This window comes from Streptomyces sp. NPDC001852, assembly GCF_042891825.1.
GTDB lineage: Bacteria > Actinomycetota > Actinomycetes > Streptomycetales > Streptomycetaceae > Streptomyces.
In genome coordinates this window covers 415,264-440,950 of record NZ_JBIATN010000001.1, presented here as the reverse complement: position 1 = coordinate 440,950, position 25,687 = coordinate 415,264, and the positions used below count along the sequence as shown (strand labels likewise).

19 protein-coding genes and 1 pseudogene are annotated in these 25,687 nt (G+C 71.6%); 5 read left to right on the top strand and 15 right to left on the bottom strand.

The annotated features are described in order from the left end of the window. Positions 1 to 547 precede the first annotated feature (547 nt). Entirely contained in the window at positions 548 to 1,111 is a 564-nt protein-coding gene (locus ACFYZB_RS01930; protein WP_388753138.1) for a hemerythrin domain-containing protein, read from the top strand. A 403-nt stretch (positions 1,112 to 1,514) separates the two neighbouring features. Here ACFYZB_RS01930 and ACFYZB_RS01925 read toward each other — a convergent pair whose 3' ends face one another. The 8 genes and pseudogenes from ACFYZB_RS01925 to ACFYZB_RS01890 form a co-directional block, all read right to left on the bottom strand. Continuing rightward, positions 1,515 to 1,865: a DUF3040 domain-containing protein gene (locus tag ACFYZB_RS01925; RefSeq protein ID WP_388753135.1), complete on the bottom strand. Its 351-nt coding sequence runs from the start codon at positions 1,863 to 1,865 to the stop codon at positions 1,515 to 1,517. Between the two features lie 206 nt (positions 1,866 to 2,071). Next, the gene (locus tag ACFYZB_RS01920) at positions 2,072 to 3,574 is read right to left on the bottom strand and encodes an ArnT family glycosyltransferase (protein WP_388753132.1); all 1,503 of its coding nucleotides are present in this window, start codon (positions 3,572 to 3,574) and stop codon (positions 2,072 to 2,074) included. A 96-nt stretch (positions 3,575 to 3,670) separates the two neighbouring features. Then, positions 3,671 to 4,840, bottom strand: coding sequence for an alpha/beta hydrolase family protein (locus ACFYZB_RS01915; RefSeq protein ID WP_388753129.1), 1,170 nt, complete (start codon positions 4,838 to 4,840; stop codon positions 3,671 to 3,673). Between the two features lie 192 nt (positions 4,841 to 5,032). Continuing rightward, positions 5,033 to 5,338, bottom strand: a pseudogene (locus ACFYZB_RS01910) (hypothetical protein); the annotation flags it as partial. Between the two features lie 78 nt (positions 5,339 to 5,416). After that, complete coding sequence (locus ACFYZB_RS01905) at positions 5,417 to 6,661, bottom strand: hypothetical protein (protein WP_388753126.1); 1,245 nt, start codon at positions 6,659 to 6,661, stop codon at positions 5,417 to 5,419. 540 nt (positions 6,662 to 7,201) lie between these two features. Further along, positions 7,202 to 7,870, bottom strand: a complete 669-nt coding sequence (locus ACFYZB_RS01900) for a DedA family protein (protein WP_351205767.1) — start codon at positions 7,868 to 7,870, stop codon at positions 7,202 to 7,204. 57 nt (positions 7,871 to 7,927) lie between these two features. Beyond that, the gene (locus tag ACFYZB_RS01895; protein ID WP_388753123.1) at positions 7,928 to 8,731 is read right to left on the bottom strand and encodes a polysaccharide deacetylase family protein; all 804 of its coding nucleotides are present in this window, start codon (positions 8,729 to 8,731) and stop codon (positions 7,928 to 7,930) included. Next, positions 8,728 to 10,113, bottom strand: coding sequence for a glycosyltransferase (locus ACFYZB_RS01890; RefSeq protein ID WP_388753120.1), 1,386 nt, complete (start codon positions 10,111 to 10,113; stop codon positions 8,728 to 8,730). Before ACFYZB_RS01890 ends, ACFYZB_RS01895 begins: the two co-directional genes overlap by 4 nt. 141 nt (positions 10,114 to 10,254) lie before the next feature. On the opposite strand from ACFYZB_RS01890, the gene ACFYZB_RS01885 reads away from it, so the two are divergent. Together ACFYZB_RS01885 and ACFYZB_RS01880 are read left to right on the top strand one after the other, a co-directional pair. Continuing rightward, positions 10,255 to 10,683, top strand: coding sequence for a BlaI/MecI/CopY family transcriptional regulator (locus ACFYZB_RS01885; RefSeq protein WP_351205761.1), 429 nt, complete (start codon positions 10,255 to 10,257; stop codon positions 10,681 to 10,683). A 5-nt stretch (positions 10,684 to 10,688) separates the two neighbouring features. After that, the gene (locus ACFYZB_RS01880; protein ID WP_388753483.1) at positions 10,689 to 11,699 is read left to right on the top strand and encodes a M56 family metallopeptidase; all 1,011 of its coding nucleotides are present in this window, start codon (positions 10,689 to 10,691) and stop codon (positions 11,697 to 11,699) included. Between the two features lie 251 nt (positions 11,700 to 11,950). On the opposite strand, the gene ACFYZB_RS01875 is transcribed toward ACFYZB_RS01880, so the two are convergent. Next, positions 11,951 to 14,473: a transglycosylase domain-containing protein gene (locus tag ACFYZB_RS01875; RefSeq protein ID WP_388753117.1), complete on the bottom strand. Its 2,523-nt coding sequence runs from the start codon at positions 14,471 to 14,473 to the stop codon at positions 11,951 to 11,953. 249 nt (positions 14,474 to 14,722) lie between these two features. On the opposite strand from ACFYZB_RS01875, the gene ACFYZB_RS01870 reads away from it, so the two are divergent. Further along, positions 14,723 to 15,103 (top strand): BlaI/MecI/CopY family transcriptional regulator, encoded by a 381-nt coding sequence (locus tag ACFYZB_RS01870; protein ID WP_388753115.1) that lies wholly within the window; start codon positions 14,723 to 14,725, stop codon positions 15,101 to 15,103. A gap of 63 nt (positions 15,104 to 15,166) precedes the next feature. On the opposite strand, the gene ACFYZB_RS01865 is transcribed toward ACFYZB_RS01870, so the two are convergent. Then, positions 15,167 to 16,078 (bottom strand): M56 family metallopeptidase, encoded by a 912-nt coding sequence (locus tag ACFYZB_RS01865; protein ID WP_388753112.1) that lies wholly within the window; start codon positions 16,076 to 16,078, stop codon positions 15,167 to 15,169. 347 nt (positions 16,079 to 16,425) lie between these two features. Between ACFYZB_RS01865 and ACFYZB_RS01860 the strand changes: the two genes are divergently transcribed. After that, positions 16,426 to 18,039 (top strand): glycosyltransferase, encoded by a 1,614-nt coding sequence (locus tag ACFYZB_RS01860; RefSeq protein ID WP_388753109.1) that lies wholly within the window; start codon positions 16,426 to 16,428, stop codon positions 18,037 to 18,039. 12 nt (positions 18,040 to 18,051) lie between these two features. Here ACFYZB_RS01860 and ACFYZB_RS01855 read toward each other — a convergent pair whose 3' ends face one another. The 5 genes from ACFYZB_RS01855 to ACFYZB_RS01835 form a co-directional block, all read right to left on the bottom strand. Continuing rightward, on the bottom strand, positions 18,052 to 20,286 hold the full coding sequence (locus tag ACFYZB_RS01855) for a CDP-glycerol glycerophosphotransferase family protein (RefSeq protein WP_388753106.1): 2,235 nt from the start codon (positions 20,284 to 20,286) through the stop codon (positions 18,052 to 18,054). A 459-nt stretch (positions 20,287 to 20,745) separates the two neighbouring features. After that, positions 20,746 to 21,171 (bottom strand): hypothetical protein, encoded by a 426-nt coding sequence (locus ACFYZB_RS01850; protein ID WP_388753103.1) that lies wholly within the window; start codon positions 21,169 to 21,171, stop codon positions 20,746 to 20,748. A gap of 220 nt (positions 21,172 to 21,391) precedes the next feature. After that, the gene (locus tag ACFYZB_RS01845; RefSeq protein ID WP_388753100.1) at positions 21,392 to 22,750 is read right to left on the bottom strand and encodes an MFS transporter; all 1,359 of its coding nucleotides are present in this window, start codon (positions 22,748 to 22,750) and stop codon (positions 21,392 to 21,394) included. After that, positions 22,747 to 23,961, bottom strand: a complete 1,215-nt coding sequence (locus tag ACFYZB_RS01840) for a type III PLP-dependent enzyme (RefSeq protein WP_388753097.1) — start codon at positions 23,959 to 23,961, stop codon at positions 22,747 to 22,749. Before ACFYZB_RS01840 ends, ACFYZB_RS01845 begins: the two co-directional genes overlap by 4 nt. Continuing rightward, entirely contained in the window at positions 23,958 to 25,655 is a 1,698-nt protein-coding gene (locus ACFYZB_RS01835) for an IucA/IucC family protein (protein WP_388753094.1), read from the bottom strand. Before ACFYZB_RS01835 ends, ACFYZB_RS01840 begins: the two co-directional genes overlap by 4 nt. Positions 25,656 to 25,687 lie beyond the last annotated feature (32 nt).

The window sequence follows — 25,687 nt, the reverse complement described above, 5'->3', positions numbered from 1 at the left end:
ATCCGCCGGCGTCGCGTTCGTCGCCCCGGCCCGGCACGCCCTCGCGGCCACCGCCGCGGCGGGGCCACTACCGTCCGTGGCCGGGGTGGTGTTCTCCCACGACAGGGCGAGTACGGCGCACGCCGCCCGGCCGACACCCGCCCGGCCACGGACGACTGGCGGCCGTGCGCCACGGCCGAACAGTTCCGGCGCCGCTCTCTCGCTGCGACCCCGTGGTCACGTCGTCACCACGCGGCTGCTCGGCCTGGCGTCGACCCTGAGCACCGGCACCCGGTCATCGCCGTCAATCCTGTCGCGGGCGCGCCAAGGTGGGCGCAGGCGCGGGGTGGTGGCCGGTCGGCGCCGGTGGACGCCGGGGCGCTGAGCGAAGAACCGCTGGACCAGTGGTGGCGGTGGGCGCCGTCCGGGACCGGCCGGCGGGCCGCGGCCCGCCACTCGACGCGCCGACCCCACGCGGGCGGGCCGTGTAGCGCGGTGTGCGCGGGGCACTCGGCGCGGCGACGGCAGGCCGCTCATGGCCGCCGCTTGTATCGCAGGAGGTGACGACATGGGTCACGGCGGAAACGTCATCCAGGAGCTGACGACCGATCACCGCGAGGTCGAGGAGATCTTCGGACGTATCGAGGCGCTGCCGCCCGGCTCGAAGGACCGCAAGAACCTCGCCGACCAGGCGACGATCGAGCTGGTACGGCACTCGGTCGCGGAGGAGGCCTATCTGTACCCGGCGGTGCGCGAGCGCATCACGGGTGGGGATGCCCTGGCCGACAAGGAACTCGAGGACCACGCCAAGGCCGAGCAGATCATGAAGGAGCTGGAAGGCCTGCAAGCGGACGATTCCCGGTTCGACACGCTCATGGCACAGCTGATGAGCGAGATCCGGTCCCATGTGATGGACGAGGAACAGAACCTCTTCCCGAAGCTGGAGGCCGCCTGTCCGGCGGACGCGCTGATGGACCTCGGCGACAAGGTACGCCGCGCGAAGAAGACCGCTCCGACCCGTCCGCACCCCTCGGCCCCGGACACGCCCCCCGTCGACAAGCTGCTGGCCCCGGGCACAGGCCTGGTCGACCGCATGCGCGACGCGCTGTCGGGGCGGGGGAAGGAGAGCTGAGGGACGGGGTGGGACGGTCTGGATCCGGGCCCGGGAGGTCCGACAGGGTTCCGGACCCAGGACGCGGCCGCCTGGTCGGGTCTGGGGGCGGGGATTGGCTCGTCGGGCGGAGGCCTGCTGGTCGGGCCGCGGGGGCCGACTGTTGGCTGGTCCGGTGGCCGACTGGCTGGTCCGGTGCCGGAGGCCGACGGTCGGCCTGTAAGCGGAGGGGTCATCCGGTCAGGCCGGGGGCGGCCGAGCCGAGGGTGGTCACGCGGCTCGGCTCCCGCGCTCCCGCTCGGCTCACGGCCATGGCCTGCGGTCCCCGGTGGCCGTGTGCCGTGAGGGCGGGTGGGGCCTGTGGATGCGTGTATGCACGACCTGCCTCCCGCACAACCCGTGCCGACCCGCCGCCCTCTCCCCCTCAGCACCACGGCCGCGCGTTCTTCCCTCCTCCGGAGCGGGCGCCGGCGCGGCGGCGGACCGCTCGGCACAGGAGGCGGAACGTCTGGAAGAGGGTCAGCGGCCAGAGCAGCGCGAAGCACCACAGCAGTGCGGGGTCCGAGGTACGTACACCCATGACGGCGGCGAACGCCGAGGCGACGCCCAGCAGCAGCACCGCCACTGGCAGCCACACCTCTCGATGCGCGTCGCCCATGCGGCGCGCGAACCTGTGGTCCTGCCTGAGGCGGGCCTCGATCTGCAGCAGCACGACCCGTTCACGCAGCGACAGCCGTACCTCGTCGTGCTTCTCCCAAGTCTCCCAGTCGTCCACGGCAACGGCACCTCCTCCGCCGACGGGCGGTCTCCGTCCCCGGACGCCCGAGTTCCCCGTACGGCACGGCCGACGCGGAGTCGCGCCCTCCGGAGGCCCGCTGCCCGTGCCCCGAAGCGGTGTCCGCGCTCTGCCTGGTCCGTGACGACGAGCGTCGCGCGTGCCTCGACGTTCCACTCGCCCACCTCCCGCTCGAACGTGGCTGCTCAGTATCGGCGCAGCAGCGGCCAGAGCATGGACCAGGGCCGGTCCGGCCCTGCGCAGAGCAGCACGGCCGCGTGCTGCTCCTGGTTCGCGACGCCGTGCCCGTTGTCGACGTGCGTCACGGTGCGGCAGGCGGTGAAGTGGTGCTCCAACTCGGCGTGGCCCGCCGGGTGGACGAGCAGCACCGGACCGGTGGCGGTGTCCGACGGCGGGCCCCAGGCGTGCAGGCCCATGTGGCCGGAGTACGGTGCGGGCAGGCCGAGCGCGGGCCCGTACCGTGCGATGGCCCCGGCCTCGCCGTAGTTCGCGGTCAGCAGCACGGCGGTGGCCCGCTGGCCGGCGGGGATCGCCTCCCAGCCGGTGGCGGTGGCGCGTGTGAGCTGTGGCCAGCCGACCTCCTCGGCGAGGTCGGGGTCGACGGCCATCGGCACGGTCAGTGCCGACGCGGGCAGCACCGGCAGGGCGGCCAGGGCGCTGGTGAGCAGGGCCGCGAGCAGTCCGCCTGCCAGCTTGGCGCGGTGCTCGCGGATCCAGTGGGCGTACGGCTCGCAGCCGGCGGCGCTGATCGCGTACAGCAGCGGAATCGGGTAGTAGCCCTTGCCGCCGCCGGCCAGGACCAGCAGGCACAGCACCACCCAGGCCACCGCGACCGGTCGGGCCCAGCGCAGCTCCGGCCGGCGCACCAGCCGGCTCAGCCCGGTCAGCCACAGGGGTGCCAACACCGGCGAGAACTGGAGCAGTTGCATCGGCAGGGCGAGCAGGCGTCCGCCGATTCCGACATCGGCGCTGATTCCGTGAGCCACCGTCAGCTCGGGCCAACCGTGCACGGCCTGCCACCACAGGGTCGGGATCGCGAAGGGCAGCGCGGCGAGGACGGCGGTCAGCGGGCCCAGCAGCGCGCGTGGACGCGGCACGAAGAAGCCGCGCGGTCCTGCCGTCAGCGCGCCCAACGCCAGGGCCGGCAACAGCCCCAGCACCAGCAGCTTGTTCAGCAGCGCGATCCCGGCCAACGCTCCCAGCGAGGGCCACCAGCGGAATTCGCCCGTGCGCGACAGCCGGAGGGTCAGCAGAACGATCGCCAGCCAGACCATCAGGTCGAAGGTCGCGGTGGAGAGCAGATGGCCGATTCCGAGCGTATAGCCCGAGCAGGCCGCGGCTGCTGCCGCGAGTACCTGCCCGCCGTGTCCGGCGCCCAGCTCTCGGGCGATCAGCGCGGTGAGCGTGATCGTGACGGCGGTGAGCAGCGCGGGCACGATCCGCACGCCGGTCGGGGTGGCACCGAAGAGCTCCGCGCCGAGCCTGGCCAGCAGCGGGGTGAGGGGCGGCTGGTCCGGGTAGCCCCAGGCCGGGTGCCGGCCGACGAGCAGGAAGTACAGCTCGTCGCGGTGGAAGCCGTAGCGGCCCGACAGTGCGATCAGCAGCGTCGCGGCCGCGGCCGCGATCCCCCCGACCGGCCCGGCCGCGAACCGCCGAAGGCACGGCTGCGCATCCCCCCGAACGTGCATGTCGGCATTCTGACAGCCCGGACGGGGCCGCAGAAGGCCCCGGGAGGCCATGGGTCGTTCTCTTCCGGTGAGCCCTGGGCTCCTGCAGAGGGCTCGTCAGCCGGCGAGCAGGGTGTCGAGCCAGTCGAAGGTGCGCTGGTGGAACAGGAGCATCGCACCCTCGTGGCAGTGCTCGCCCGCGCCTTCGTCCTCACGGAAGGAGATCAGCTCCTTCCGGCAGGTCAGCTCGTCGAACAGACGCTGCGGCTGTCCCTTGAAGAACTGGTCGTTCTCGGCTTCCAGTACGAGGGTCGGGCAGGTGATCTGGTCGGCGATACCCGCCATGGTGTACGCCTCGGTTGCCTTGACCAGCTCGTCGATGCCGGACACGCCGAAGGTCCACCGGCCGTTGCGCACCACCCATCGCACCATGGTGTTCTGCGCCATCAGCGCCTCCATACCGCCGGGCAGCGCAGCGGCACGGCCGGCGGTTGCGGCGATGACCGCGTGGAAGTCGTAGACGCCGTCGTACAGCACACACGCGGCGAGGCGGTGCTCGAAGGCGGCCGCTCTCGCGGCGAGACAGCCACCGAGACTCATGCCGACCAGCACGAGCCGCTCCGCGTCCGCCTCGGGCACGGTGAGCGCGAAGTCGACGACCGGGGTGACCACGGCCTCCCAGTCCGGCCGGAAGTGCAGTCCCTGCTCGCGGACGGTGCTGCCCTGGCCGGGGCCGTCGAAGGCGATGACGTTGTAGCCGCGCCGCAGCGCGCCTGCGGCCAGCGCAAAGTAGTCCTCCTCGAGGGTGGAGTCGTACCCGCCGTGGAAGAGCAGGGTCGGGCGCGGGGTGCCCGCGTCGTCGGTGAGGAACAGGTAGCCGGGAAGCGTGGTGTCCTCGTAGGGGATGCGCAGGGCGCGGGCCGGGGTGTCGAGCAGGGCCGCCGCGTCGGCGAACGTCTGCTGGGAGGCCTTGGCGAGCCGCGCCGACTCGGCGTCGGCGGCGGGGTTCTCGCGGCGGTAGAAGTCGGCGGTGCGGTAGTAGTTGGACGCGCGCAGCAGCGCCTCCCGGGCGCTGACGCGGTGACCGGCAGCCAGCGCGTCGCGGCCGATGCGCTCGATGCGCGCCGCCGTCGCGGCCCACTGGGCCGACCAGGCCTCCTCGTCTCCCTCCGGGATCTGCCGGCAGGTGACCAGGACCTCGCCGAGGTCGGCGCCGGCATACGCGGCGTAGCCCGCGGCGCGCAGTGCCTCGAAGGAGAAGGACTGGTCGTCGTAGAGGAATTTCATGATCGGCTCCCTTGGGATCGGCCGGCGCTTCCCCTGGACATACACGATCCGGGGCGTGCGAAAGCTCCTGGCGCGCACGTGGCGGAGCCTGCCAGGTCCCGAGCCATCGCGCCGCGGAGCGGGCGGTCGGCGCGTCGGAGAGGGGCGGCCGCTGTTCCAGCCACATCCCGTCGACCGAGCGCTGGCAGAGTGTCATGAAGACGTGCTGGAACCGGAGTTCCCGCGGTTCAGGCAGGGTGCGCTGCTCCTTGCCCCGGTTTCCGGTCGGGTGACGTCCTTGCGCGTGACGGAGAGGAACAGGGAGCTGGTGACGACGGTGCCCAGGCCGAGGCCGCCGTCGCCGGTGGCCTGGGAGAGGTAGTCACCGACGGAGGCGCCGAGGGGGCGGGTGAGGGCGTAGGCGATCCAGAAACTCCACACCGCGTCCAGGTCCAGCGAGAAGTGCGCGATGGCCACCGCGAACAGGAAGGCGGACAGCCAGTACCCGAGCTCCATCCTTCACACTCCGGCCCCCGCCCCCGCCGACCACGCCACCGCGGGCTCGGCGGCTGCACCGCACCCTCGCGGGCCACGTTGTCACCAGCCGTGACCGCCGCTGTTGTGGAACAGGGCGAGGACAGTGGTGGCCACGATGAGCGCCTGGGTGAGGCGGAGTTCGCAGAACAGCGCCGTCAGGGCGCAGGCGAGCGCCGCGTACCACGGCATCGACCACGGTGCCGTGAGAATCCAGGCGAAGGCGAGCGCGAACGGAACGGTGACAACGGAAGGAGCCTCCGCAGGGACGTGTCTGTGCAGCAGCACGGCCAGCCCCAGCATCAGCGCGGGCCAGAGGACACTGACGCTTGCCGCAGCGCCACCAGGCCCGATGAGAGCGGTGGCCGAGTCGTCGAACACCGCCCACAACGAAGGCCTGGACACCATGTGCGAGGCCGCGGCGAGCGGATCAAGGGCATGCAGACCGTACGTGGCGTACAGGACGGTCAGTGTGAGCACGGCCGCGCCCGCCACTCGGACGGCCCGCTGCCAGGCGCCGCCGCGCAGCAACGGCCACATCAGACCCACGCCGACCAGAGCGGCACTGATCTTGACGGCGCAGACGAGGCCGACCAGTGCGCCGACCGCCAGGTCCGCGTGGCATCCGCTTGCCTTGCGCGCCAGGTGGACGGCGCTGACGGCCAAGGCCGCCACGAGGGTGTCCAGATGGCCGCCCCCTACCAGCACGCCGATCAGCAGGGGATTCGCACTCCAAAGGAGCGCCGCCCGGACCGGGTCGTCGGCGGCGCGGATCAACAGGTAGCCGGTGCCGAGGAACGCGGCTGCGTTGGCGAGCATCAGCGCCCATACCGTCAGCCACGGCTGGTCACCGCCGACGAACGCCGCAGTGGCCTGCCACCACGTGGCGACCGGCCCGTACACCGACGGCGTGTTGCGCCACGCATCGCTCACCAGGTGGGCGTACAGGCCGCCCAGTTGGGCGGGTGTCGTCACGTACGGATCGCCCCCCAGAGCGGCGATCCGGCCGTAGGCGGCGTAACTGGCGGTGTCGGACGAGCCGATCGGGGTGAGATCCGCGACCAACAGCACGGCGCATGCTCCGGCACGGAACAGAGTACGGGGGTCGGGCCTCCACCCCTGGGTGTGGGCGTGGAGCAGAAGGAGCGTTCCGACCGAGGACAGCACTATGGCGACGGACGTGGCCGCCTCGGAGACGGCACCGGACATCGACGACAGGTGGAACCAGGTGATCGGCGTCCTGAGCGTGTTGCGGTTGGGCGCGCTGGCACCGACCAGCCCGAACAGCAGGACGCCCGCCCCGGCCATCGACAGGGCTGCGCGGGGCCGGGGCGGTCCGTCACCGGTCAGAGCCCCGGATGCGGCTGTCCTGCCTCGGCGCGCGGGGCGAAGAACCCATCCGTGGTTGTCAGTCGTCAAGGTCAGCCTCTGGGTCGTACTCGGTCATGGCTCTTCCGCGCACGGACGATCCCTGGAATCGCCTTGCCGGCGCGGCGGTATGCGTCAGGGCGGCTTCGTGCACGGCGCCGCCGGGTCGGCTGCTCCACAGAAGGGCAGCGACCGACCCGCGGGCCGAACTCTCGGCCGTTCCCGCTGACGGGCACAACGGTCGCCGCTGCCACAACGTTGCGACAGGCGACGAGTGAGCCGTTTGATCATGTGTCGGGATGCTCGCCAGTACCCCTGTTCGCATGCCTGCGCGCTGTTCAAAAACTTGGTCATGGCCGCCGGAGAGCTGCGCAGCATGTGTGCGGTGCGGCGCTGCGGTATCACGGCGGGGAGGTCCTCAGCGCTGCCGCCGGCCGCGTGCACGCCGCGGCCGAAGTCCTCGAACCCGTCGGGACACGATCACCGATGTGCTTGTTCCGGCTCGGTACTCCGGCGGCTGCGCAGGAACTCCAGGAGCAGCGGGGTCAGTGACACGACGACGATCAGCGCGACCAGCGGGAGCAGGTAGTGGTCGACGTTCGGGATCGATGAACCCAGCGCGTATCCGGCGAGGATGATTCCCACGGACCAGGCCAGGCCGCCGGCCACCTGCCACAGGGTGAAGGTCCGCGCCGGAACCTCCAGCGCGCCGGCGATCGGGTTGAGCACCGTGCGCACCACCGGGATGAACCGGGCCAGCACGACCGCCTTGGCGTGCCCGTACCGCTCCAGCAGTTCCTCGGCCCTTTTGACTCCCTCGTGCAACCTCGGCGACCGGCTGCGGGAGATCAGCGCCCCGCCCGCCTTGCGGCCGATCAGGTACCCGCACTGCGCCCCGGTGAGTGCGCCGACCGCCGCCACGACCAGCAGCGGTGCAAGTGACAGCTTCACCGGCCGGTCCGCAGCTCCCGTGCACAGCAGGCCGGCGGTGAACAACAGGGAATCGCCCGGTAGGAAGAACCCGATCAGCAGCCCCGTCTCGGCGAACAGCACCATGCCGACGCCCAGCACGCCGAAGGCGGCCAGGAGCGACTGGGCGTCGAGCACGTTCACGGCGAGCTGCGACGCGAGGTGCAGCGTGGGGGTCATAAGGCCCAAGCCTTTCTGTGGGAACGGTGTTACCGCCGGTGGCGGAGGGGTGTGCGACTACGACGCAGCAGATCGTCCACGGGACTGCGGACGATCGGCAGCCGAGGGCGGTTCGTGACGGATCGCCCCGGACAGCGGCCATCCATGGTCACTCAGCCGTCCGACGTCGTAGCCCCGCTCCTCGCACGTGTCGAGGATCAGGGGAAGTGCGCCGAGTGCCGAGTGCCAGGCGCCGGGGGCGGACGTGCAGTCGGAGTCGTGGAGGAGGATGGTGCCGCCGCCGTCCAGGTCGGTGGTGACGGTGCGGTGGACGGAAGCCGGGGTGGCCCGTGCGGTCCAGTCCTCTCCCCAGGCGGTCCACAGGACCGGGGTGAGTCCGAGGCGGCGGGTCGCCAGGTGGGCGGCGGTGGACATGACTCCGTACGGGGGGCGGAAGAGCGTGGGCGGCCGGCCGGTCAGGCCGGCGACGAGGTCGCGGGCCCGAGCGAGATCGTCGCGGGTGGCACGCGGTCCACGCAGGAGCAGGGGGCGGTGCAGCCAGCCGTGGATGCCGATCTCGTGACCGGCGGCTGCGATCTCCCGGACCAGGGCGGGAGATCGCCGTGCCTGGCTGCCGAGGAGGAAGAAGGTGGCGTGAACCCCGCGGTCGGAGAGCAGCCGCAGGAAGTACGGGGTGGAGCGGGGGTCGGGTCCGTCGTCGAAGGTCAGCGCGACGTGGTCGGGGCGGCCCCGGCCCGACAGACGGGGCATCAGACGGTTGCGCAGCGGCCCGAAGGTGGAGATCACGGGGGCGGCATGGGCGGCGGCGAGAGCGGGCAGAGCCGCGAGCGCGGCCGAGCGCAGCGTCCGGGGGATGTTCACGAGTGCTGTTCTCCCTGCCGGTGGTCGTGGTGGCCCGCGAGGCGGTCCACAAGGCCGTTGCCGATGGCGTGCATGAGGCCCGGACCGTCGTACGTCATCGCCATCCCCATGCCGACGGCGCATGCCCACACAGCGGTGGCCGTCGCGGCGGTGGCAGCCAGTCTGCGCGCTCGCCTCCGCCGCGGCAGCGGGGGCTTTTGCTCCCCGTCGGAGAGGCCCGTTCGATGCACGCGTGCGATCTCTGCCGCCGGGCCACGGTCCGGGGTCCGGGCGAACAAGGCGAGGCCGGTCGCGCGCTGTTGCTCGCCGAGGGGGCCGCCGATCAGGTCGTACAGCACCGCTTTGAGGTCGGCCGGGTCACGAACCCATACGGCCGCACCCGCCTCGTCCAGGGCGGCCGCATTGGTCAGCCCGTGTCCCGGTATGCAGCGGTAGCTGGCGACGGGCAGACCCGAGGCGAACGCCTCCAGCGACGTGAGCCCACCGGCGTTCTGGACGAGGACGTCCGCGGCGTGCATCAGGCCGGGCATGTCGTCGACCCAGCCGTAGGCGTGCTCGATGCCGTCCGCGCGCAACTGCTCGGCCAGGGTCTCGTTCCGGCCGCACACGACGACCGGGACGGCGGCGCCGCAGTCGCGCAGTTCGAGCGCGACCCTGCGGACCGGTCCGACGCCCCATGACCCGGCGACCAGCAGGGCGAGCGGGGCCTGCTGCGGCAACCCGAAGGCCGCGCGTGCCCGGGCCCGCTGTTCCGGGCCGCTGGGGCGGAACCGTGGGTCGGTGACCGGCCCGCACACCCGCACGTCCCGCGCCCCCGCCGTCCGCGCTTGGGCGGCCGGTACGGCGTGGGCGGCCAAGTGGACGTCCACGCCGTCCGCGACCCACAGCGGATGCACGGAGAAGTCGGTCAGGTACGTCAGGACGGGAATGTGCAGTCGCTTCTTCAGGCGCAGGTTGCCCAGGATCCGGCTGGCCCCCGGGTAGGTGGAGACCACCGCTCCCGTGCCCTGGGGAAGGGCACGCAACACCCGGTCCTCGGCCGTGCGGAGCAGTGCACGTGCGAGCGGGCCGCCACCTCCGGCCCGCTCGGTGCTGGAGTAGATCCGCTGATAGACCCATGGCGCGCGGACGAGCATCCGGTGGTAGCCCTCCTGGACGGCACGGCCCAGATGGGCCGGCAGCAGATCCAGCAGGTCGAACCGGTCGACCGTGAAGCCGTCCGCCGTGAGGCGTCGGGCGAGTTCGGCGGCGGCGCCGTCGTGACCGGCTCCGACGCTCGCGGAGACGACGGCGATCCTGCCGGCGTGATGCGTCGCGGCCCGCTGCTGCGGAATCGCGCCCGCCAGGGCGACTCCAGGCGCCGTGCTTCCGGCGTGGGGCATGGGCTTTCCTCCGCGGCGTGAAGGGAGCGAGAGAACTCTACGAGATGTAGTAGTCCGATCTTTGAAGCCGGAGCATACCTCCTACAAGTAGTAGTTGGCCGACGGGTAGCCTGTACGGAAGCGAACGGAGGAAGGCGGACGGTGGAGGACCAAAGGCACGGGGGCACCCGAGGGGCAGCCGGCAGGCGGGCGCGCGGTGAGCTGGAGAGCGATGTGCTCGCCGCTCTCTGGGCCGCCGACGGACCTCTGACAGCACGCCAGGTCCGGGAGCAGCTGCCGGGCGACCTGGCCTACACGACCGTGCTCACGATCCTGACTCGGCTTCACGAGAAGGGCATGCTCGTGCGGCACCGTGAGGGTCGCGGATACGCCTACGAGCCCGCCCGCGACGAGGCGTCCCACACCGCCCGGCGCATGCACTCCCTGCTCGAGGGCGGCTCCGACCGCGAGGCCGTGCTGGCCCGGTTCGTGTCGGAACTGTCGGCACAGGACGAGCACCTGCTGCACCAGCTGCTGTCCGGGCACGACGAGACGCCCGCCGAGGGTGAGCGCTCCCGCAGGAAGCGGTGAGCCGGATGCTGATCAGCGTCTACATTCCGTTCGTGGTCACGGCCGTGCTTGCCGCACTCGGGCCCCGGCTCGCGCGCCGGCTGCCCCCGCGCCCCGCCGCCTGGGCGCTGGCCTGTGCCGCGCTCGTGACGGCGATCGGCTGGACAGGGTCACTCGCCCTGCTCGCCTTCACGGGTGTGGCGCAGGTTCCGGAGGTCGCCGCCGAGGGCCGCTGGTCCGTGGCAGCGCTGCGCGCCGAGGACCCGGTGTACCGCATCGTCGCGGCGGCAAGCACGCTGGTGCTGCTTGTCGGTGTCGTCTCGTTGGTCGTGGCCGCCGTCCGGCAGGTCCGTCACCTCGTGCGGGCGCGGCGGGAGTGCGTCCAGCTTCCCGGAGACACGCAGCTGGCGGTGGTGGACGACGACGTCCCGCTGGCCTTTGCCCTGCCCGGGGCCCCGGGGCGGATCGTGGTCTCCCGGGGAATGCTGCGCTGTCTCGGCCACGCCGAGCGCGAGGCACTGCTCGCGCACGAGCGGGCGCATCTGCGCGGTCGGCACCATCTCTTCCAGAGCGTGTGGCGGCTCACCGCGGCGTTGAACCCGCTGCTGCGGCCGTTGGTCGCCGCCGGTGGTTTCGTACTGGAGCGCTGGGCCGACGAGGAGGCCGCCGAGCGGGTCGGTGACCGCAGGGTCGTCGCTCATGCCGTCGGGCGCGCGGCTCTCGCATCGGCCGGAGTACCGCGTCCCGTCGCCCTGGCCGTGACCGGCGGGGCGGTGCCGCAGCGGGTGCGGGCCCTGCTGGCCCCGCCTCCCGTACGTCGAAGCCTGCCCCTGGTCACGGGGGGCCTGCTGCTGGCCGTCTGCTGTGCCAGCTTGGCCAACGCCGCATCCGACAGCGACCACATGGTGGACAGCGCGCAGTGGGCACAGTGCGTGGTCCAGGCCGGTCCCGCCGGCTCGCCGATGAGGCATCGGCACCCGTCCGGCCCCTGCTGCGGCGGCCATGAGCGGCACAAGCGCAGGGAGCACCGACTGTAGGCAAGTCACCCTGGACGAGGGCGGGTTCTGTGCAGCCGTCGCGGCGATGACAGAGCCGGGTACGCCGATCCCCGCCGCCCGCCCTCGGCACGCTGTGTACGGGCCAGAGCCCGCCCTTCCGGGCGCCGCTGCCGCATCGACCCGCTGCCCCACCGTACCGAGAGTGGGGAGCGAGCAGGCCGGCCCGGCAGCATTGTGTGCGGTCAACTACCACAGGGCGATGCGGACGCCCGAGAGCGGTGAGCGTCCCGCTACGCACGCCGGCCTTGGCCGCCGAAGGTGGGAGCGGGCGTGGGCGAGGTGCCCCCCGTGGTGCCACCGCCGGTCGTGCCACCGCCGGTCGTACCGCCGCCACCGGTGCCGCCGCCCGACGTGCCGCCGCCGCCGGTGCCGCCGATCAGCCCGCCACCACCCGCTCCGCCGGTCGCTCCGCCGGTGCCGCCGGTGCTGGTGCCGGAGGTGTCCGTCGGGCCAGGGCCGGGGCACTGCTTCCTGTGGTGGCGGCACGCTCCGGTGGAGGGTTTCGGCGTGGCCGGTGCGGTGGGGGTGGCCTGCGGCGTGCTCGCGGTGGGGGTGGGGGTGGGCGAGGGGGCGCCGTTCTCGTCGGTGCCCTTGCCCAGTTGCGGCGCGGGCGGGAACTGCTGGACGGGCTGGCCCTGGAGGGCGGTGGTCATGTAGCCGGTCCACACCTCGGTGGGCATGTCGGCGCCGAAGACCTTGGAGAACCCGCCGACGCCCTTCATCGACTGCAGGCCGGAGTTCTTCGGGTCCTCCTTGAACATGCTGACGGACGTGACCAGTTGGGGTGTGTAGCCGATGAACCAGGCGGACTTGTAGTCGTCGGTGGTGCCGGTCTTGCCGGCCACCGGGCGGCCCAGGGCCTGGGCATTGGTGCCCGTGCCGCTCTTGACGACGCCCTGCAGGACGTCGGTGACAGTGTCGGCGGTCGAGGCGGGCATGGCCGTGGTGCCCTTGGGCTTGTCGAAGCCGGGCAGCGGCTGGCCGTCGGCGATGACCTTGGTCACCGAGTACGGCTCGTGCTGGACGCCGCCGTCGTCGAAGGTGGCGTACGTGTCGGCCATGCGGATCGCGGAGGGGGTGGAGGTGCCGATGTAGAAGCCGGGGGTGTCGTACTGCAGGCTCTTGCGCAGCAGGCCCGCCTTGAGAGCTTCGTTCTCCACGTCGGTGTAGCCGACGTACTCGCCGAGCTGGACGTAGGGGGTGTTGACCGACTGCTCCATGGCCTTGCGCAGCGTGATGTAACCCCACTTCGTGGGGACGTCGTTGCGTTGGTGCAGGAGCCCCGTGGGGTCGCCGGAGTCGGGCAGCTCCTGGCCCTGTTGGTTCTTGATGGTGATGCCGTCGTCGCCGTTGAACTTGGAGTCCGGGGTGATCGGTGAGGGCGGTTGGCCCGGGGAGAGTACGGCGCCGTGGTCGAGGGCGGCGGCCAGGTCGACGGGCTTGAAGGTGGAGCCGACTGGTACGCCGGTGGCGTCGGCGTTGTCGGTCCAGTGGCCCTTGTCCCAGCCCGGCCCGCCGTACAGGGCCACGACGGCGCCGCTCGACGGATCGATCGACGCGGCGCCGACCTGGACGTCCTTGTCGGCCGAGCGGTGCGCGGGGTCGAGGTGCTTCTTCTCCATCGCCGCCACGGACGCCGACAGCGCGTTCACCCTCCTCTTGTCGAAGGTGGTGTAGATCTGGTAACCGCCGCGGCCGAGCTGCTGCTCGGTGACCGACGAGTGGGCCTCGACGTACTTCTTCGCGGTGTCCACCAGATAGCCGGTCTGCCCGGACATCCCCGCCGACGGCGTGTCCGGCCTGGGCGTGGGGAACCCGGCGGCCAGGTACTGCTGCTCCTGGGCGTCGGTGATCTTGTGGATCTTGGCCATGCGCTGCAGGACGTACGTCCAGCGCGCCGTGGCCTGGGCCTTGGCCTGCGGGTCGGTGTCGGCGTGCATCAGCAGGCTCGGCTCGTTGACCGTGGCGGCGATGAACGCGCCCTGGCTGACGGTCAGCTCGGAGGCGTGCTCGTGGTAGTAGACCCGGGCCGCGGCCTCGATGCCGTAGGCGTCACGCCCGTAGTAGCAGCTGTTGAGATACCCCTGCAGGATCTGCTGCTTGGACATCTGGCCGCCGATCTTCAGGGAGATCATGATCTCCCTGAGCTTGCGGGTGACCGACTGGTTCTGGCTGAGGTAGGTGTTCTTCACGAACTGCTGGGTGATGGTGGACCCGGACTGCACCTCACCGCCCGTGGCCATGTGGTACACGGCGCGGAGCATGCCCTGCATGTCGACGCCGGGGTCGGTGTAGAAGGTGGCGTTCTCCGCGGCGAGGAAGTCCCACTGGACCAGCTTCGGGACCTGGGCGAGGTCGACGTTCTGCCGGTTGGTCGACCCCTGGGTGGCCATCACCGAGCCGTCGGACCAGTAGTAGGTGTTGCTCTGCTGCTGGGTGCTGGGATTCGCGCTGGGGATCGTCGTCGTGGCGTAGGCGTAACCGAACAGCCCCAGCAGGCCGCCGAGGAACAGCAGGAAGGTGCCGAGCACCTGCTTCCAGGAGGGCAGCCAGCGCCGCAGGCCCCGCTTGCCCGCCCGCGGGTAGTCGATGAGGCCGCGCCGGCCGGAACGCCCGGTGGTCGGACGCCGGTTGTCCGCCCTCCGGCGTCCCGCTCGTCCGCCATCGGCGTGGGCGGTCCGGACTCCGTACCGCGAGTCGTCCGTGCCGTACGGCCCCGTCCTGCCGGACGGTCTGCGCCGGTGTCCGCCCATCTTCGCCACTCCTCGACCTGGCTCGAGCCCGCACGCCGCCGCGAAGCCGCACTCGCCACACCGCTGTGGTCTGCGACGGGTGCCCTGGGCCGGCGCGGACTGAAGCTCCAATTTCCTACAAATTGTAAGACTAACCGGTGCCCGGACCGCGGCGGCAACCGCCTCCGGGTAAAGCACCACGCGTAGGATCGATCGTGGCGCGCGTACGGGAGGCGGGCGCTCGTACGGGCGGCACAGAAGGGGTCGGGCATGGCTCACGACAGCGATGGCGAGCACGCCGACCGCCGGGCGAGCGGGGCTCTGGAGGCCGAGATCATGGCCGTGCTCTGGGGCTCCGGCGAGCCGATGACCGCCGGCGCCGTCCAGGCCGCCCTCGCACCGGGGCTCGCCTACAAGACCGTGCTCACCGTGTTGGGGCGACTGCACGCCAAAGGGATGCTCGAACGCGAGCGCGCCGGCCGGGCGCACGCCTATCTCCCGCGCCGGGAAGCTGCCGAGGCTTCCGCCGAGCAGATGAAGACCGCGCTGGACCGCGGCCACGATCGCACCGCCGTGCTGCAGCGCTTCCTCGAGACCCTCGACCCCGCGGACGAGGCCGCGCTGCGCGCCCTGCTCGGCCCTGGCGAGTGACGGATCCTGCGAGGGAAGGCCCCCTTGCGTGGCACGGGTGCCCTGCGTACGCCCCGCTCGGTGTCAGAACAGATGGAGGACGTGCAGGCAGCGGGCGAAGTCCGAGGTGACCTCGGCGAAGGCCGCACCGGTCAGGGCCGTGACCGCCACGGCGGGCGAGACCGCGCCCCAGTGACTGGTCGGGCGTTCGGCCTGCAGAGCGCCGACGCGCGCGGTGACCCTGTGCCGCAGATAGGCCAGGACGCCTTGCGTCCCTCGCGCTCGAGCGGCATCGGCGGTCGCAAGTGCGGCGCGGGCCAGAGAACGGGCGGCAAGCAGGCGGCTGCCGGTCGTCCGCGCGGCTTCCTCGTCCGCCCAGCGTTCGATGTGGAAGGCGATGAGGTCGCGAACCGGCCGCAACAGGGGGTTGCAGGCGGCGGCCGTCTCGGCGACCGCCGCGTAGAGGTGGTGCCGGTGGCGCAGATGGGCCCGTTCGTGAGCGAGCAGCACCGCCTGTTCGTCGGCGGGCAAGGCGCGCAGCATGGCGGAGGTCACGACGACTCGCCCTGGCCTGCCCGGCAGCGCGTAGGCGTCCGGCCTCTCCGCCTCGATCACCACCAGGTCACCGGCGGCCGGCCGCTTCCTCAGCGGAGCGAGCTCGCGCAGCGCGGACCGTCGGCGCCGTAGCACCGTGAGTGCCCTGAGCAGCGACACCGCGAGCAGTCCGGCCGCCAGCGCGCCCAGGACGTTGGGCACCGGGTCGTCATGAGCCAGGGCGACAGGGCTGCTGTGAGCCTGGTCCTGGAAGGCGTCGGTGCGGCCCAGTCCGCCCACCGTGACGGCTGTCATACCCCACACCATGGCGGTCGTCGCGATGACGCTCAGCAGGGTCAGTGCGCGCACCGCGGCAGCGGGGGCCAGCCGGCGTCCCAGCTGCGGACCGAGCAGTGCCAGGACGACCGAGGCCAGGAGAAGCAGGTAGACGGTGATGTGCACGGCGGCTCCGGTCGGATTCAGTTCCGGACGTCGCGGGAGGCACGCGGCGCAGACGCCCGGAGCGACCCCTGACGGGCGGCTTCCGCGTCGGCGCCCGCCGGGACGCGCTCGATCCTCACCACGCTGCACTTCCATCGAGTGGCCGATTACATGTGGCGGCCCAGTAGAGCACGGTTGGTCACTCGTTCGACGTGCGTCGGGTAAGACCCGAGTGAGTTCTTCAGCCTCGAACACGTGATGCACCGAGCAGTGAAGCGCCGGCCGTCGGCCCTGCGGATCCGGTCGCGCTCGGCATCACCCATTGGTCTCACATAGTGTAGGAGTTCATTGCGCGAAGGGGAGCAGAGGTGTCCAGCGTGAACGAGGGCGTCGTGACGGTGGTGGTCATCACCTACAACGACGCCGAACGAGTCTCGGAGGCGGTCACCTCGGCTCTGGCCCAGGGTGATGCGGTCGGCGAGGTGGTGGTGGTCGACGACGCGTCCACCGACGACACGCCCCGCGTACTGGAACGGCTCGCAGCCGCCGACCCCCGGGTGCGCGTCGTACGCCGGGCCGGCAACAGCGGCGGGTGCGGAACCCCACGCAACGACGGTATCGACGCGGCCCGCTTCCCGTGGCTCGTCTTCCTCGACAGCGACGACGTGCTTCCCCCGAAGGCCGTGGACGCGCTGCTCGCCGTCGCACGGCGGCACGACGCCGATGTGGCAGCGGGTCTGTGTGTGCGGCGGGAGCTGCCCGGTGGACGTGAGATCCCCTGGCAGCAACAGCTGTTCACCACCGAGTCGGTGCACGACGGTGTGGCCCGGCGCCCCGAGACACTGTGGGACACCCTGTCGGTGAACAAGATCTACCGCCGGGAGTTCCTGCTGTCCCGGCGGATCCGTTTCCCCGACGGCGCGGCGCACTACGAGGACTTCGTCTTCACCGCGCGTGTCTACGCGGCCGGCCCGCGCCTCGCCGTCACCCCTGAGACGGTCTACGTCTGGCATGTGCGCTACGGCGCCGGCCAGGCCTCGATCTCATTGCGCCGGGACCGGATCCAGAACTGGCAGGACCGGGTCACCGCGCATCAGCAGGTGCTGGAGATCATGCGGGACAGCGGTGAACGGGATCTGCTGGTCGCGGCGCAGACCAAGTTCCTGGAGTTCGATCTCGCCGTCTACCTGCGTGAGCTGCCCCAGCGCGCGCCGGAGTACCAGGACCTGTGGTGGCGGATCTCCCGCGAGCATGTACGCGCCTTCGAGGAGGAGGCCGTGTCCCGGGCCACGCCCGCGGCCCGCTGGCGCACCGCGGTCCTGCTCGGACGCGAGCGGCAGGCCGCCGGCCTGCGCCGGCTGGCCGAGCTGGCGGCCGACCCGCCGCGGCTGCCGCCGCCGTACGCCGGTGACCCGCGGCGACCGCTGTGGGACGAGGTCCCCTCCACCCCCGGTGGGGCGGACGAGATCGTGCTCGACGGTCTCGCGGACGCCCCGATCGAGCGGCTCCCGTGGTACGTCGCCGCGGATGTGAAGGCAGGCCGTCGGCTCCTGCTCGAACTACGGTTGCCCGAGCTCTACGGCAGAACCGCGCACGCCGGCCCGCAGAGGGCGACCGTCGAGCTCCGGCACCGGGTGACGGACGCGGCACACCGGTGCGAGGGGGTGTGGGAGACGGTGCCCGGCGGCGCGGGCCGGCGTGCCGTGGTCGCCGTCGACGCGGGGGCGCTCTGTGAAGACGGCGCGATCACCACATGGGACGCCTGGGTGACCGTGACCTTCCGGGACGGTGAGACGGTCACGAGGCCCCTGCGCGCCGGATCAGGGCTCAGACGACTGGTGCGGCTCGGCCGGCGAGGGCGGGTGCTGCTGATCCAGCCCCATGCCACCCACAGCGGATGTCTCGCCCTGCGCGTCGCCGATGGCCTCGCCGGAATGCGCACGGTTGTCGCAGGCCGACTCGCCCGCCACACGCGCCGTTGACCGGCGACGTGTTCAACCTCTGGCCGGGGTAAGGCTGTTCGAGTCGGCTGACTCCCCCAGGAAGACGCTGCGCACGACGCGCTCGGCCGCGCGTCCGTCGTCATGGGGGCAGAAACGGTCCCGGAACCCGGCGAGCCGCTCCGCCGCCCGCGGCCCCGTGTGCTCGCCGCTCCGGAACACCTCGACGAGTGATTCCTGCGTGGTGGCGACCGCGCCGGGCCCCTCGGCGAGGAGGTCGAAGTAGACCCCGCGTGAGCGCCGGTACGCCTCCCAGTCGGGCGCGTAGATCACGATCGGCCGGTCCAGGACGGCGTAGTCGAACATCACGGAGGAGTAGTCGGTGATCAGGACATCGGAGGCGATGCACAGGTCTTCGATGGACGGGTGGGTCGAGACGTCCACGACGCCCCGTGACGAGGAGGTCCTCGGGAGGTCGAAGTAGTGCGAGCGCACCAGCAGGACATGGTCGTCGCCGAGCTGGTCGGCGAACCGCTGCACGTCCAGGACGGACGCCGTCTCGTCCTGGTGGTCACGGTGAGTGGGGGCGTAGAGGACCGCGATCTGCCCCGGTGCGATGCCGAGTTCGCCCCGCACCCGGTTCACCTGGTCGAGCGAGGCGTTGACCAGCCGGTCGACGCGCGGATAGCCGGTTTCGAGCACCTCGTAACCACCGGGGTAGACCCGGGTGAACACCTCGGTGGTGTGCGGGTTCGGCGAGACCAGGACGTTCCACCGGCCGCACTGCTCCACCAGCCGGTCGAAGTTCATGCCGCGTGCGGCGACGGGGTGGTCCCGCAGGTCGGTGCCCATCTTCTTCAGCGGGGTGCCGTGCTGTGTCTGTACCAGCACCGCGCCACGCCGTTTGGGCAGCTCGTACGGGAAGTTGACGTTGTTGACCAGGTACCTGGCCCGTGCCATGGTGCGCAGGCAGCGGGGGGTTCCCTCCACCACGTACTCGACGCCCGGCGGGACGGAAGCCGTCCTGTCCCTGGCGACCACCCACACTCCCCGGATGCCGGGGGCGAGTTCGCGGGCCTTTTCGTAGATGGCCGCGGGGTTGCAGGCGTAACCGCGGTTCCAGTAGGCGGCATAGACGGCCAGGGTGTCGTCGGCGGGCAGCCGCAGGCAGGCGCGGTAGTAGGCCCGCCGCAGCGCCGTTGCCGCGAGCCGGGGTGTCCGGCGGGCCGCACCGCGCGCCCGGCCGAGGGCGGTACGAAGTGCGAGGCGAAGCCGGTTCACCGGCTCCAGCGCCGCGTACGCGGGATAGGCTCCTCGCTCCACCAGCCGGTACTGCAGGCCGCGCAGCCCGGACGGGTAGGTGTAGTCACTCGGCCGGAACCGCCGGAAGTGCTCCGCCGCCCGGAGGAAGAAGTCGCGCCGCAGGTTCCGCGGCACCAGGCCGGGGGTGGCGAGCACGGTCGTCGCATGGCGCACGGTGCGGTCGAAGACCGCCCTGCGGAACGGCTCGGCGGTCGTGGTCTCCTGGTCGATGAAGGCGAAGATCCGCTCGTACTGGCCGAAGAGATCGAAGTGCTTGGGGCTGGAGGTGTTCGTGATCGCGCCGTCCCGTCCACGCCGGTAGTGGTAGCAGACCCGGTCGAGCATGCTGATCCGGCGCGCTGCGAGCAGCGTGGGATAGGTGACGGAGATGTCTTCGTAGTATCCGTGCCCGAAGTCCAGGTCCAGGCCGAGCAGGAAGTCCCGGCGCAGCACTCTGCTCCACGCGGTCATGATGAGGTCCAGGGTGCTGGGCCGCTCCCCGAGCGTGAACGTCTCGGGAGCGTCCCGGAACAGGTGCGCGCGCACGTTCCGCTGCACGCTTCCGTCCGGGTTGACCAGACCATGGTCGACGAGAAGCACGTCGGGAGCGGTCTGCCGCAGCCGCTCGGCGACCGCCGCCAGCGCCCCGGTCGTCAGCCGGTCGTCGCTGTCGACGAACCAGACGTAGTCGCCCTTGGCCCGGGCCAGACCCTCACCGCGCGCCCGGCCGAGTCCGACGTTCTCCGGCAGGTGCACGACGCTCAGCCGGGAGTCCCTGGCCGCGTACTCGTCGAGCAGGGCGCCGCTGCCGTCGGGGGAACAGTCGTCCACGGCCACCACCTCGACGCCCCCGAAGGACTGCGCCGCTCCGAGCAGGGAGTCCAGGCATTCCGGCAGAAATTCCTGCACCTGGTACACCGGCAGGACGACACTGATGAGCACCTCCCCCTCGGACGGCTGGGTGGCCAGGCTGTCCGTTGTTGCCATGTGTCCTCCAGGGGTGTGACGGTGTCTGCCTTGCGCGACCGGACCTGATACCGACCCAACGCCCGGACGGTATCCCCCGCAGGTCCCGCGAAGGTCGTGGGATGCGCGTGCCGGACGGAATGTCATGCCGTTCGCGCCGACCCGACGCATTCCACCGGCTCGCGTCGCCGGGCACACGTATGCGCTGGGAATGGCGGCGGCCTCGAGCACAGAGTAGTCCTACGATGTGTAGGACTACCAGTGAAGGCCGGCGACCGGTGGGGATGCGGCCGGCTCAGGGATACCCGGAAACGTGATCAGCGCGTCTGGAACCCGTCCAGGACACCACCCGAATGGATGACCTGGCTCCATGAACATCGAGGATGCCGGCTGCCCCCGACGCAGGGGACGGGTGGGGGGCAGCCCGTCGTCCCGGTTGCTCAGCCGAGTGAGGTGAGGAGCGTGTTGAGCGCCTTGACCTCAGTGGCCTTGTCGGGGTTCGGGGCGCGCTTCTCGCTCTTCGGCTCCAGCCTGGGCTGGTCGTCGTCCCAAGCGGTCTCCAGGTCGGTCAGCCGGGTGGTCGCGCCTCGCTGATCGCCCGCATTGAGCTTGGCCGGAGTGTCTGCTGTGATCGTGCGCCGCGGTCGCGACCGCCACGACGGCGTAGTAACCGAGCATGATCCGCTCACGCGCCGGATTCAGAGCTCCCTGGGCTTCGCTCAGGTCCTGGGTTTCGATGACATCGCTCCGGCTGAGCGTGAGGTACACGACCGTGGCGAGGATGGCGGCCAGGAAGATCACGCTGGTCACCGCGGTGCCGAGGCCCAGGCCGCCGTCGCCGCTGGGCGAGCCGAGCCAGTCACCGAGGTTGGCGCCGAGCGGGCGGGAGCCGAGGACGTTCGCCACGATCGACCCGAGGGGCAGGAGCACGGAGACGCCCGCGGTCCGGCCGGTCAGGCCCAGGGTCCAGTCGCCGGTGGCGGTGCCGAGGGCAAAGGTGACCAGGACACCTGCCTGGCAGGCGTCCGAAGACTCCCGGAGGAGCGGCGGTGGGAGGCCGCCCCGGCCGGCTGCTGGGCGACCCGCTGGTGGTCTCCTTGCTGGGTGCCTGCCTCTGGAACCACCGTCACCTGCCCCGCTCCTGCGAGCTTCGAGGGACGGCTGCCGCCGCGGATGCGTCGGAGGTCGCTCCGCCGGTGCCCGGTGGCCGGGCCGACGCGAGGGGCGAGCCGGTTGCGGAGGCCGCTCCTGCAGCTCGCGTGCGCCTGTGGATCCGGCCTGTGCTCCATGCGCAGAGCACGAGCGCGGAGGACGCGGAGACGACACCGCCCAGGACCAGGGTGGAGCGGGCGCCGAGGGTGTCCGACACCAGGCCGACCAGCGGAGCGCCGACCGGGGTGCCGCCGAGAAGGACCAGGAAGTAGACGGACATGACGCGGCCCCGCAGGTGCGGGCCGGCATGAAGCTGGGTCAGCGCGTTGGCGGTGGTGGTCACGATCACCGCGGCGAAACCGGTGGGGATCAGCAGGGCCATGAACGTGCCGTAGCCCGGCATCAGGCCCTGCGCGGCTTCCAGTGCTCCGAAGACGATCGCGGCGGAGATCAGACGGCGTGCCGTGGGTGGCTTCCCGGTCCTGGCGCCGTGGAGCGCGCCGGCGAGGCTGCCCAGGGCGTATGCGGCGGACAGGCAGCCGAAGGCGGCGGCGCCCGTGTGGAAGGCCGTGATGGCCACGAGTGAGATGGTGACCTGGAAGTTGAGGCCGAAGGTGCCGACGAAAGCGATGAGGGTGATCGGCAGGAGGAGTTCCGGGGTGGACGCGATGGCGTGGAAGGCGTCGCGCAGTCGGACACGGCCCCCTGGTCGCGACCGGCCGCGGTCGGCGAGCTCTTCTGTCCGGATGGTGACCAGGCCGTAGAGGACGGCGAGGTACGAGGCCGCGTTCGCGAGGAACACCGGGCCCGTGCCGAAGGCGGCGACGGTCAGGCCGGCGAGGGCGGGGCCGAGGGTGCGGGCCACGTTGAACTGGGCGGAGTTCAGGCTGACCGCGGTGGCCACGCGCTCCCGGTCGACCAGTTCGCAGATGTAGGCGTTGCGGGCGGGGCTGTCCACGGCGGTGGCGGTGCCGAGGGCGAAGGCCAGCGCGTAGACGGACAGCAGGTTGACCGCGCCGGTGACGGTCAGCAGCCCGAGCAGGAGCGACTGCATTCCCATGGCCGTCTGGGTCAGGAGCAGAAGCCGCCGCTTGGGGAACCGGTCGGCCAGGACGCCTCCGGTCAGGCCGAACAGGGTCTGGGGCAGGAACTGCAGTGCGGTCACGATACCGACCGCACTGCCGCTGTTGCCGGTGATGTGGAGGACGAGCAGGTCCTGCGCGGCACGCTGCATCCAGGTGCCGACGTTGGAGGCCAGCTGCCCGAGCAGATAGCGACGGAAGTCCCGGACGGCGAGTGCGGCCGTCATCGGCGTGCGCGAGCCCGCGCTCATGACGGCCGACGGGCGTACGTGTCGCCGGTTCCGGACACCGGCGCATCGTCGACGTGATGGAAGGTCGGGTGTGGGTGCATCAGGAAGGCGTGGTGGGAGATGTTCCAGGCGTACGCGCCGGCCATGGCGAAGGCGACCCGGTCACCGACGCGCAGCCGGCTCACCATGACCCGGCGCGCCAGGACGTCCTTGGGCGTGCACAGCTGTCCGACCAGTGTCACCGGCTCGTCGCGCACCTCCGGGCGGGCCCAGGGCCGCGGCCAGACGTCGTCGGCAATCACCTCGAAGGGCTGGTCGTGCTGTTTCGCGGCCGGGGTGCGCAGATGATGGGTGCCTCCGCGCAGCACGGCGAACGCCTGCCCGCGGCTGAACTTGATGTCCAGGACCTGGGTGACGTACCAGCCGCAGTAGGCGGTGACCGAGCGGCCGGGTTCGATGCGCAGCGTGAGGCGGGGGCGCCGGGACAGGATCCGGCGCAGTCCGGCACCGAAGACGGGCCAGTCGAACGTCCTGTGCGGTTGTGCGTAGTCGACGCCCATGCCGCCTCCGACGTTGACCTCGGTGAGGTCGATCCGGCGGTCGTGGGACCAGTCCTCGGCCCACGTCAACACCTTCTCGACCAGGGCGAGTTGGGCCTGGGCCTGGAGTCCGCTGGCCAGGTGCAGATGCGGACCGCGCAGGCGGACACGCGGGTCGGAGGCGATCAGCTCCAGGCAGTTGTCCAGCTGCGCGGGATCCATGCCGAAGGGGCTGGACCGGCCGCCCATGGCGAGAGCGACCTGGCCGGGTTCGACGGGCAGGTTGACGCGCAGCAGGACGTCGACCGTCCGATCGCCCAGCAAGGTGGTCAGCAGACACAGTTCGTGTTCACTCTCGACGTGCAGGCGCTCCACTCCGGCGTCCAGCGCACAGGCCAGCTCCGTCTGTGTCTTGCCAGGACCTCCGAAGGCGACCGGCGCGTCGGGAGCGAGCCGGCGGACGTGGCCCAGTTCGCCGCCGGAGGCCACCTCGAACCCGCTGACGTGCCCGGCCAGGGTCTGCAGGATCGCGGGATCGGAGTTGGCCTTGGCCGCATACAGCAGCTCGACCCGGTCCGGCAGTGCGGCCCGGATCGCCCGGACGTGCTCGCGCAGGCCGGGCAGATCGTAGACATAGGCGGGCAGGTCGTCGTCGGCGAGTCGGCCGACGTGGTCGAGCAGGGCGGCCCTCATCGGATCACCTCGCGGGGGAAGTCCGCGCCGAGTGGGCTGGGCAGGGGGACGTAGCCGGCGTGCCGGTCGGCCTTGCGAGCCCAGCGCAGCAGCAGGTTGGCCTTGGCCGGCAGCGGTACGCCGGACAGCAGCGCGCGCAGGCGTGGCGGTTCGGCGGCGGTGCGGGCGTAGGCGGCGAGGTGGTCGCGGACCAGGCCCCAGAGGGCGGGTTCCAGGGTGGGGTCGAGGTCGGCCAGGGCGCTGAGCACTTCGGCGGTGTGGTTGACCAGGAGGCAGTACGCGACCCGGTTCCAGCCGTGTTCGGGATCGTAGGTGAGGGGGCCTCGGACGTCGTCCGGCAGGGCGTCGAGGGTGTGCCGGTGGTACCCGGGCAGGAGCTTGGTCCCCTCCAGGTCGCGGAAGAGCATCTGCGCCGGGGTGCCGTCGGGGTGCACACCGACGACGACGTTCTGCAGATGCGGTTCCAGGACGACGCCGTGGTCGAAGTAGGCGGCCAGCACCGGTGGCAGCAGCAGTCGCAGGTACGCGTCCCACCAGGCCAGGACGTCCCCGTCGCCGCGGGCGAGGAGGTGGGAGACGTGGGCCGTGCTGGTGGGGTATTCGTCCGCGATCGCGGCGGCGAGCAGAGGTGTCACCCCGGGACGCAGGTGGTGGCGCAGGCCGGAGCGGACGATGACGCCGAGACCCTCCAGGAGGGCGGTGTCGCCGGCGGTGTCGAGTGTGCGGTAGCCGGGCTCGGCCAGGACGGCGGCCCCCGGGAATCGGCCGGCCAGCCCGGCGAAGAGGGGCTGGAGCAGCCGGTTGAGGGCGACGGCACCCGACAGCTCGTAACTTGCGTGTCTGCGGACGCAGTTGGTGAGGCGGACGTTCAGACTGAACTTGAGGAAGGTGTCGCTGTCGGGGTGGTACAGCGTGCGCACCGACGCGGTCGGCACCAGCTCGGGTCCGCTCACTCCGGTGTCGACGACATCGCCGGCGGCCACTGCCTCCCGCAGCCGGTGGTGATCCTGGAGCAGCCGGTACTGCCAGGGATGGACCGGCAGTACGGCGAATCCCGGATCGGGTGCGGGGCACAGCGCGTCCATCTCCCCCAACTCGCCTTCCTCGCGGACGAGATGACGGCGCACGGCCAGGTGGCGCAGGCGGAAGCGCGCACCGGTCTCCGGGCCGTACGTCAGCCAGTCCGCCGGGTCGCCGGTGCGGGCCTTGGGCGTGGGGTGGAAGCGGTGACCGAACACCAGGGACTGCTCCGATGCCACGTACGGGTCTGCGTGCCGGGTGGTGCCCGCCCGCTCCTCCAGGGCGGTGCGGATCGTCTCTCGGCTGTCGGCGACCTGGCTGAGGAACTCCTCGTTGGCGACCCCCGTGCGCAGTTCCAGTTCGTCCTCGATGTATCCGGCCAGCTCCTTCCAGCCGACTGCCACCCAGGCGTCGTCGGCGAGCCGCTGCACCGGACCCTGAAAGCGGTGCGCTCCGATCAGCGAGACCCGGCGCAGTGCAGAACGCAGCAGGACGCCCCGGCGGGGCAGCCGTAGCAGGAGGTGGCCCTCATCGACCGTCACCTGGTGCTCCGGGGCGGACACCTCTCGGATCAGGCAGTTGAGCAGCGTGTGGGCGGTGACGGTGTCGGCGATGTGCGACGGTTCGGCGGCCGGGGCGGCGGTCCTGGTGGGGGATGCGGTGCCGGTGGTCATGCGGTCGCTCCAGTGGGGCGGGGGGCGGTTTC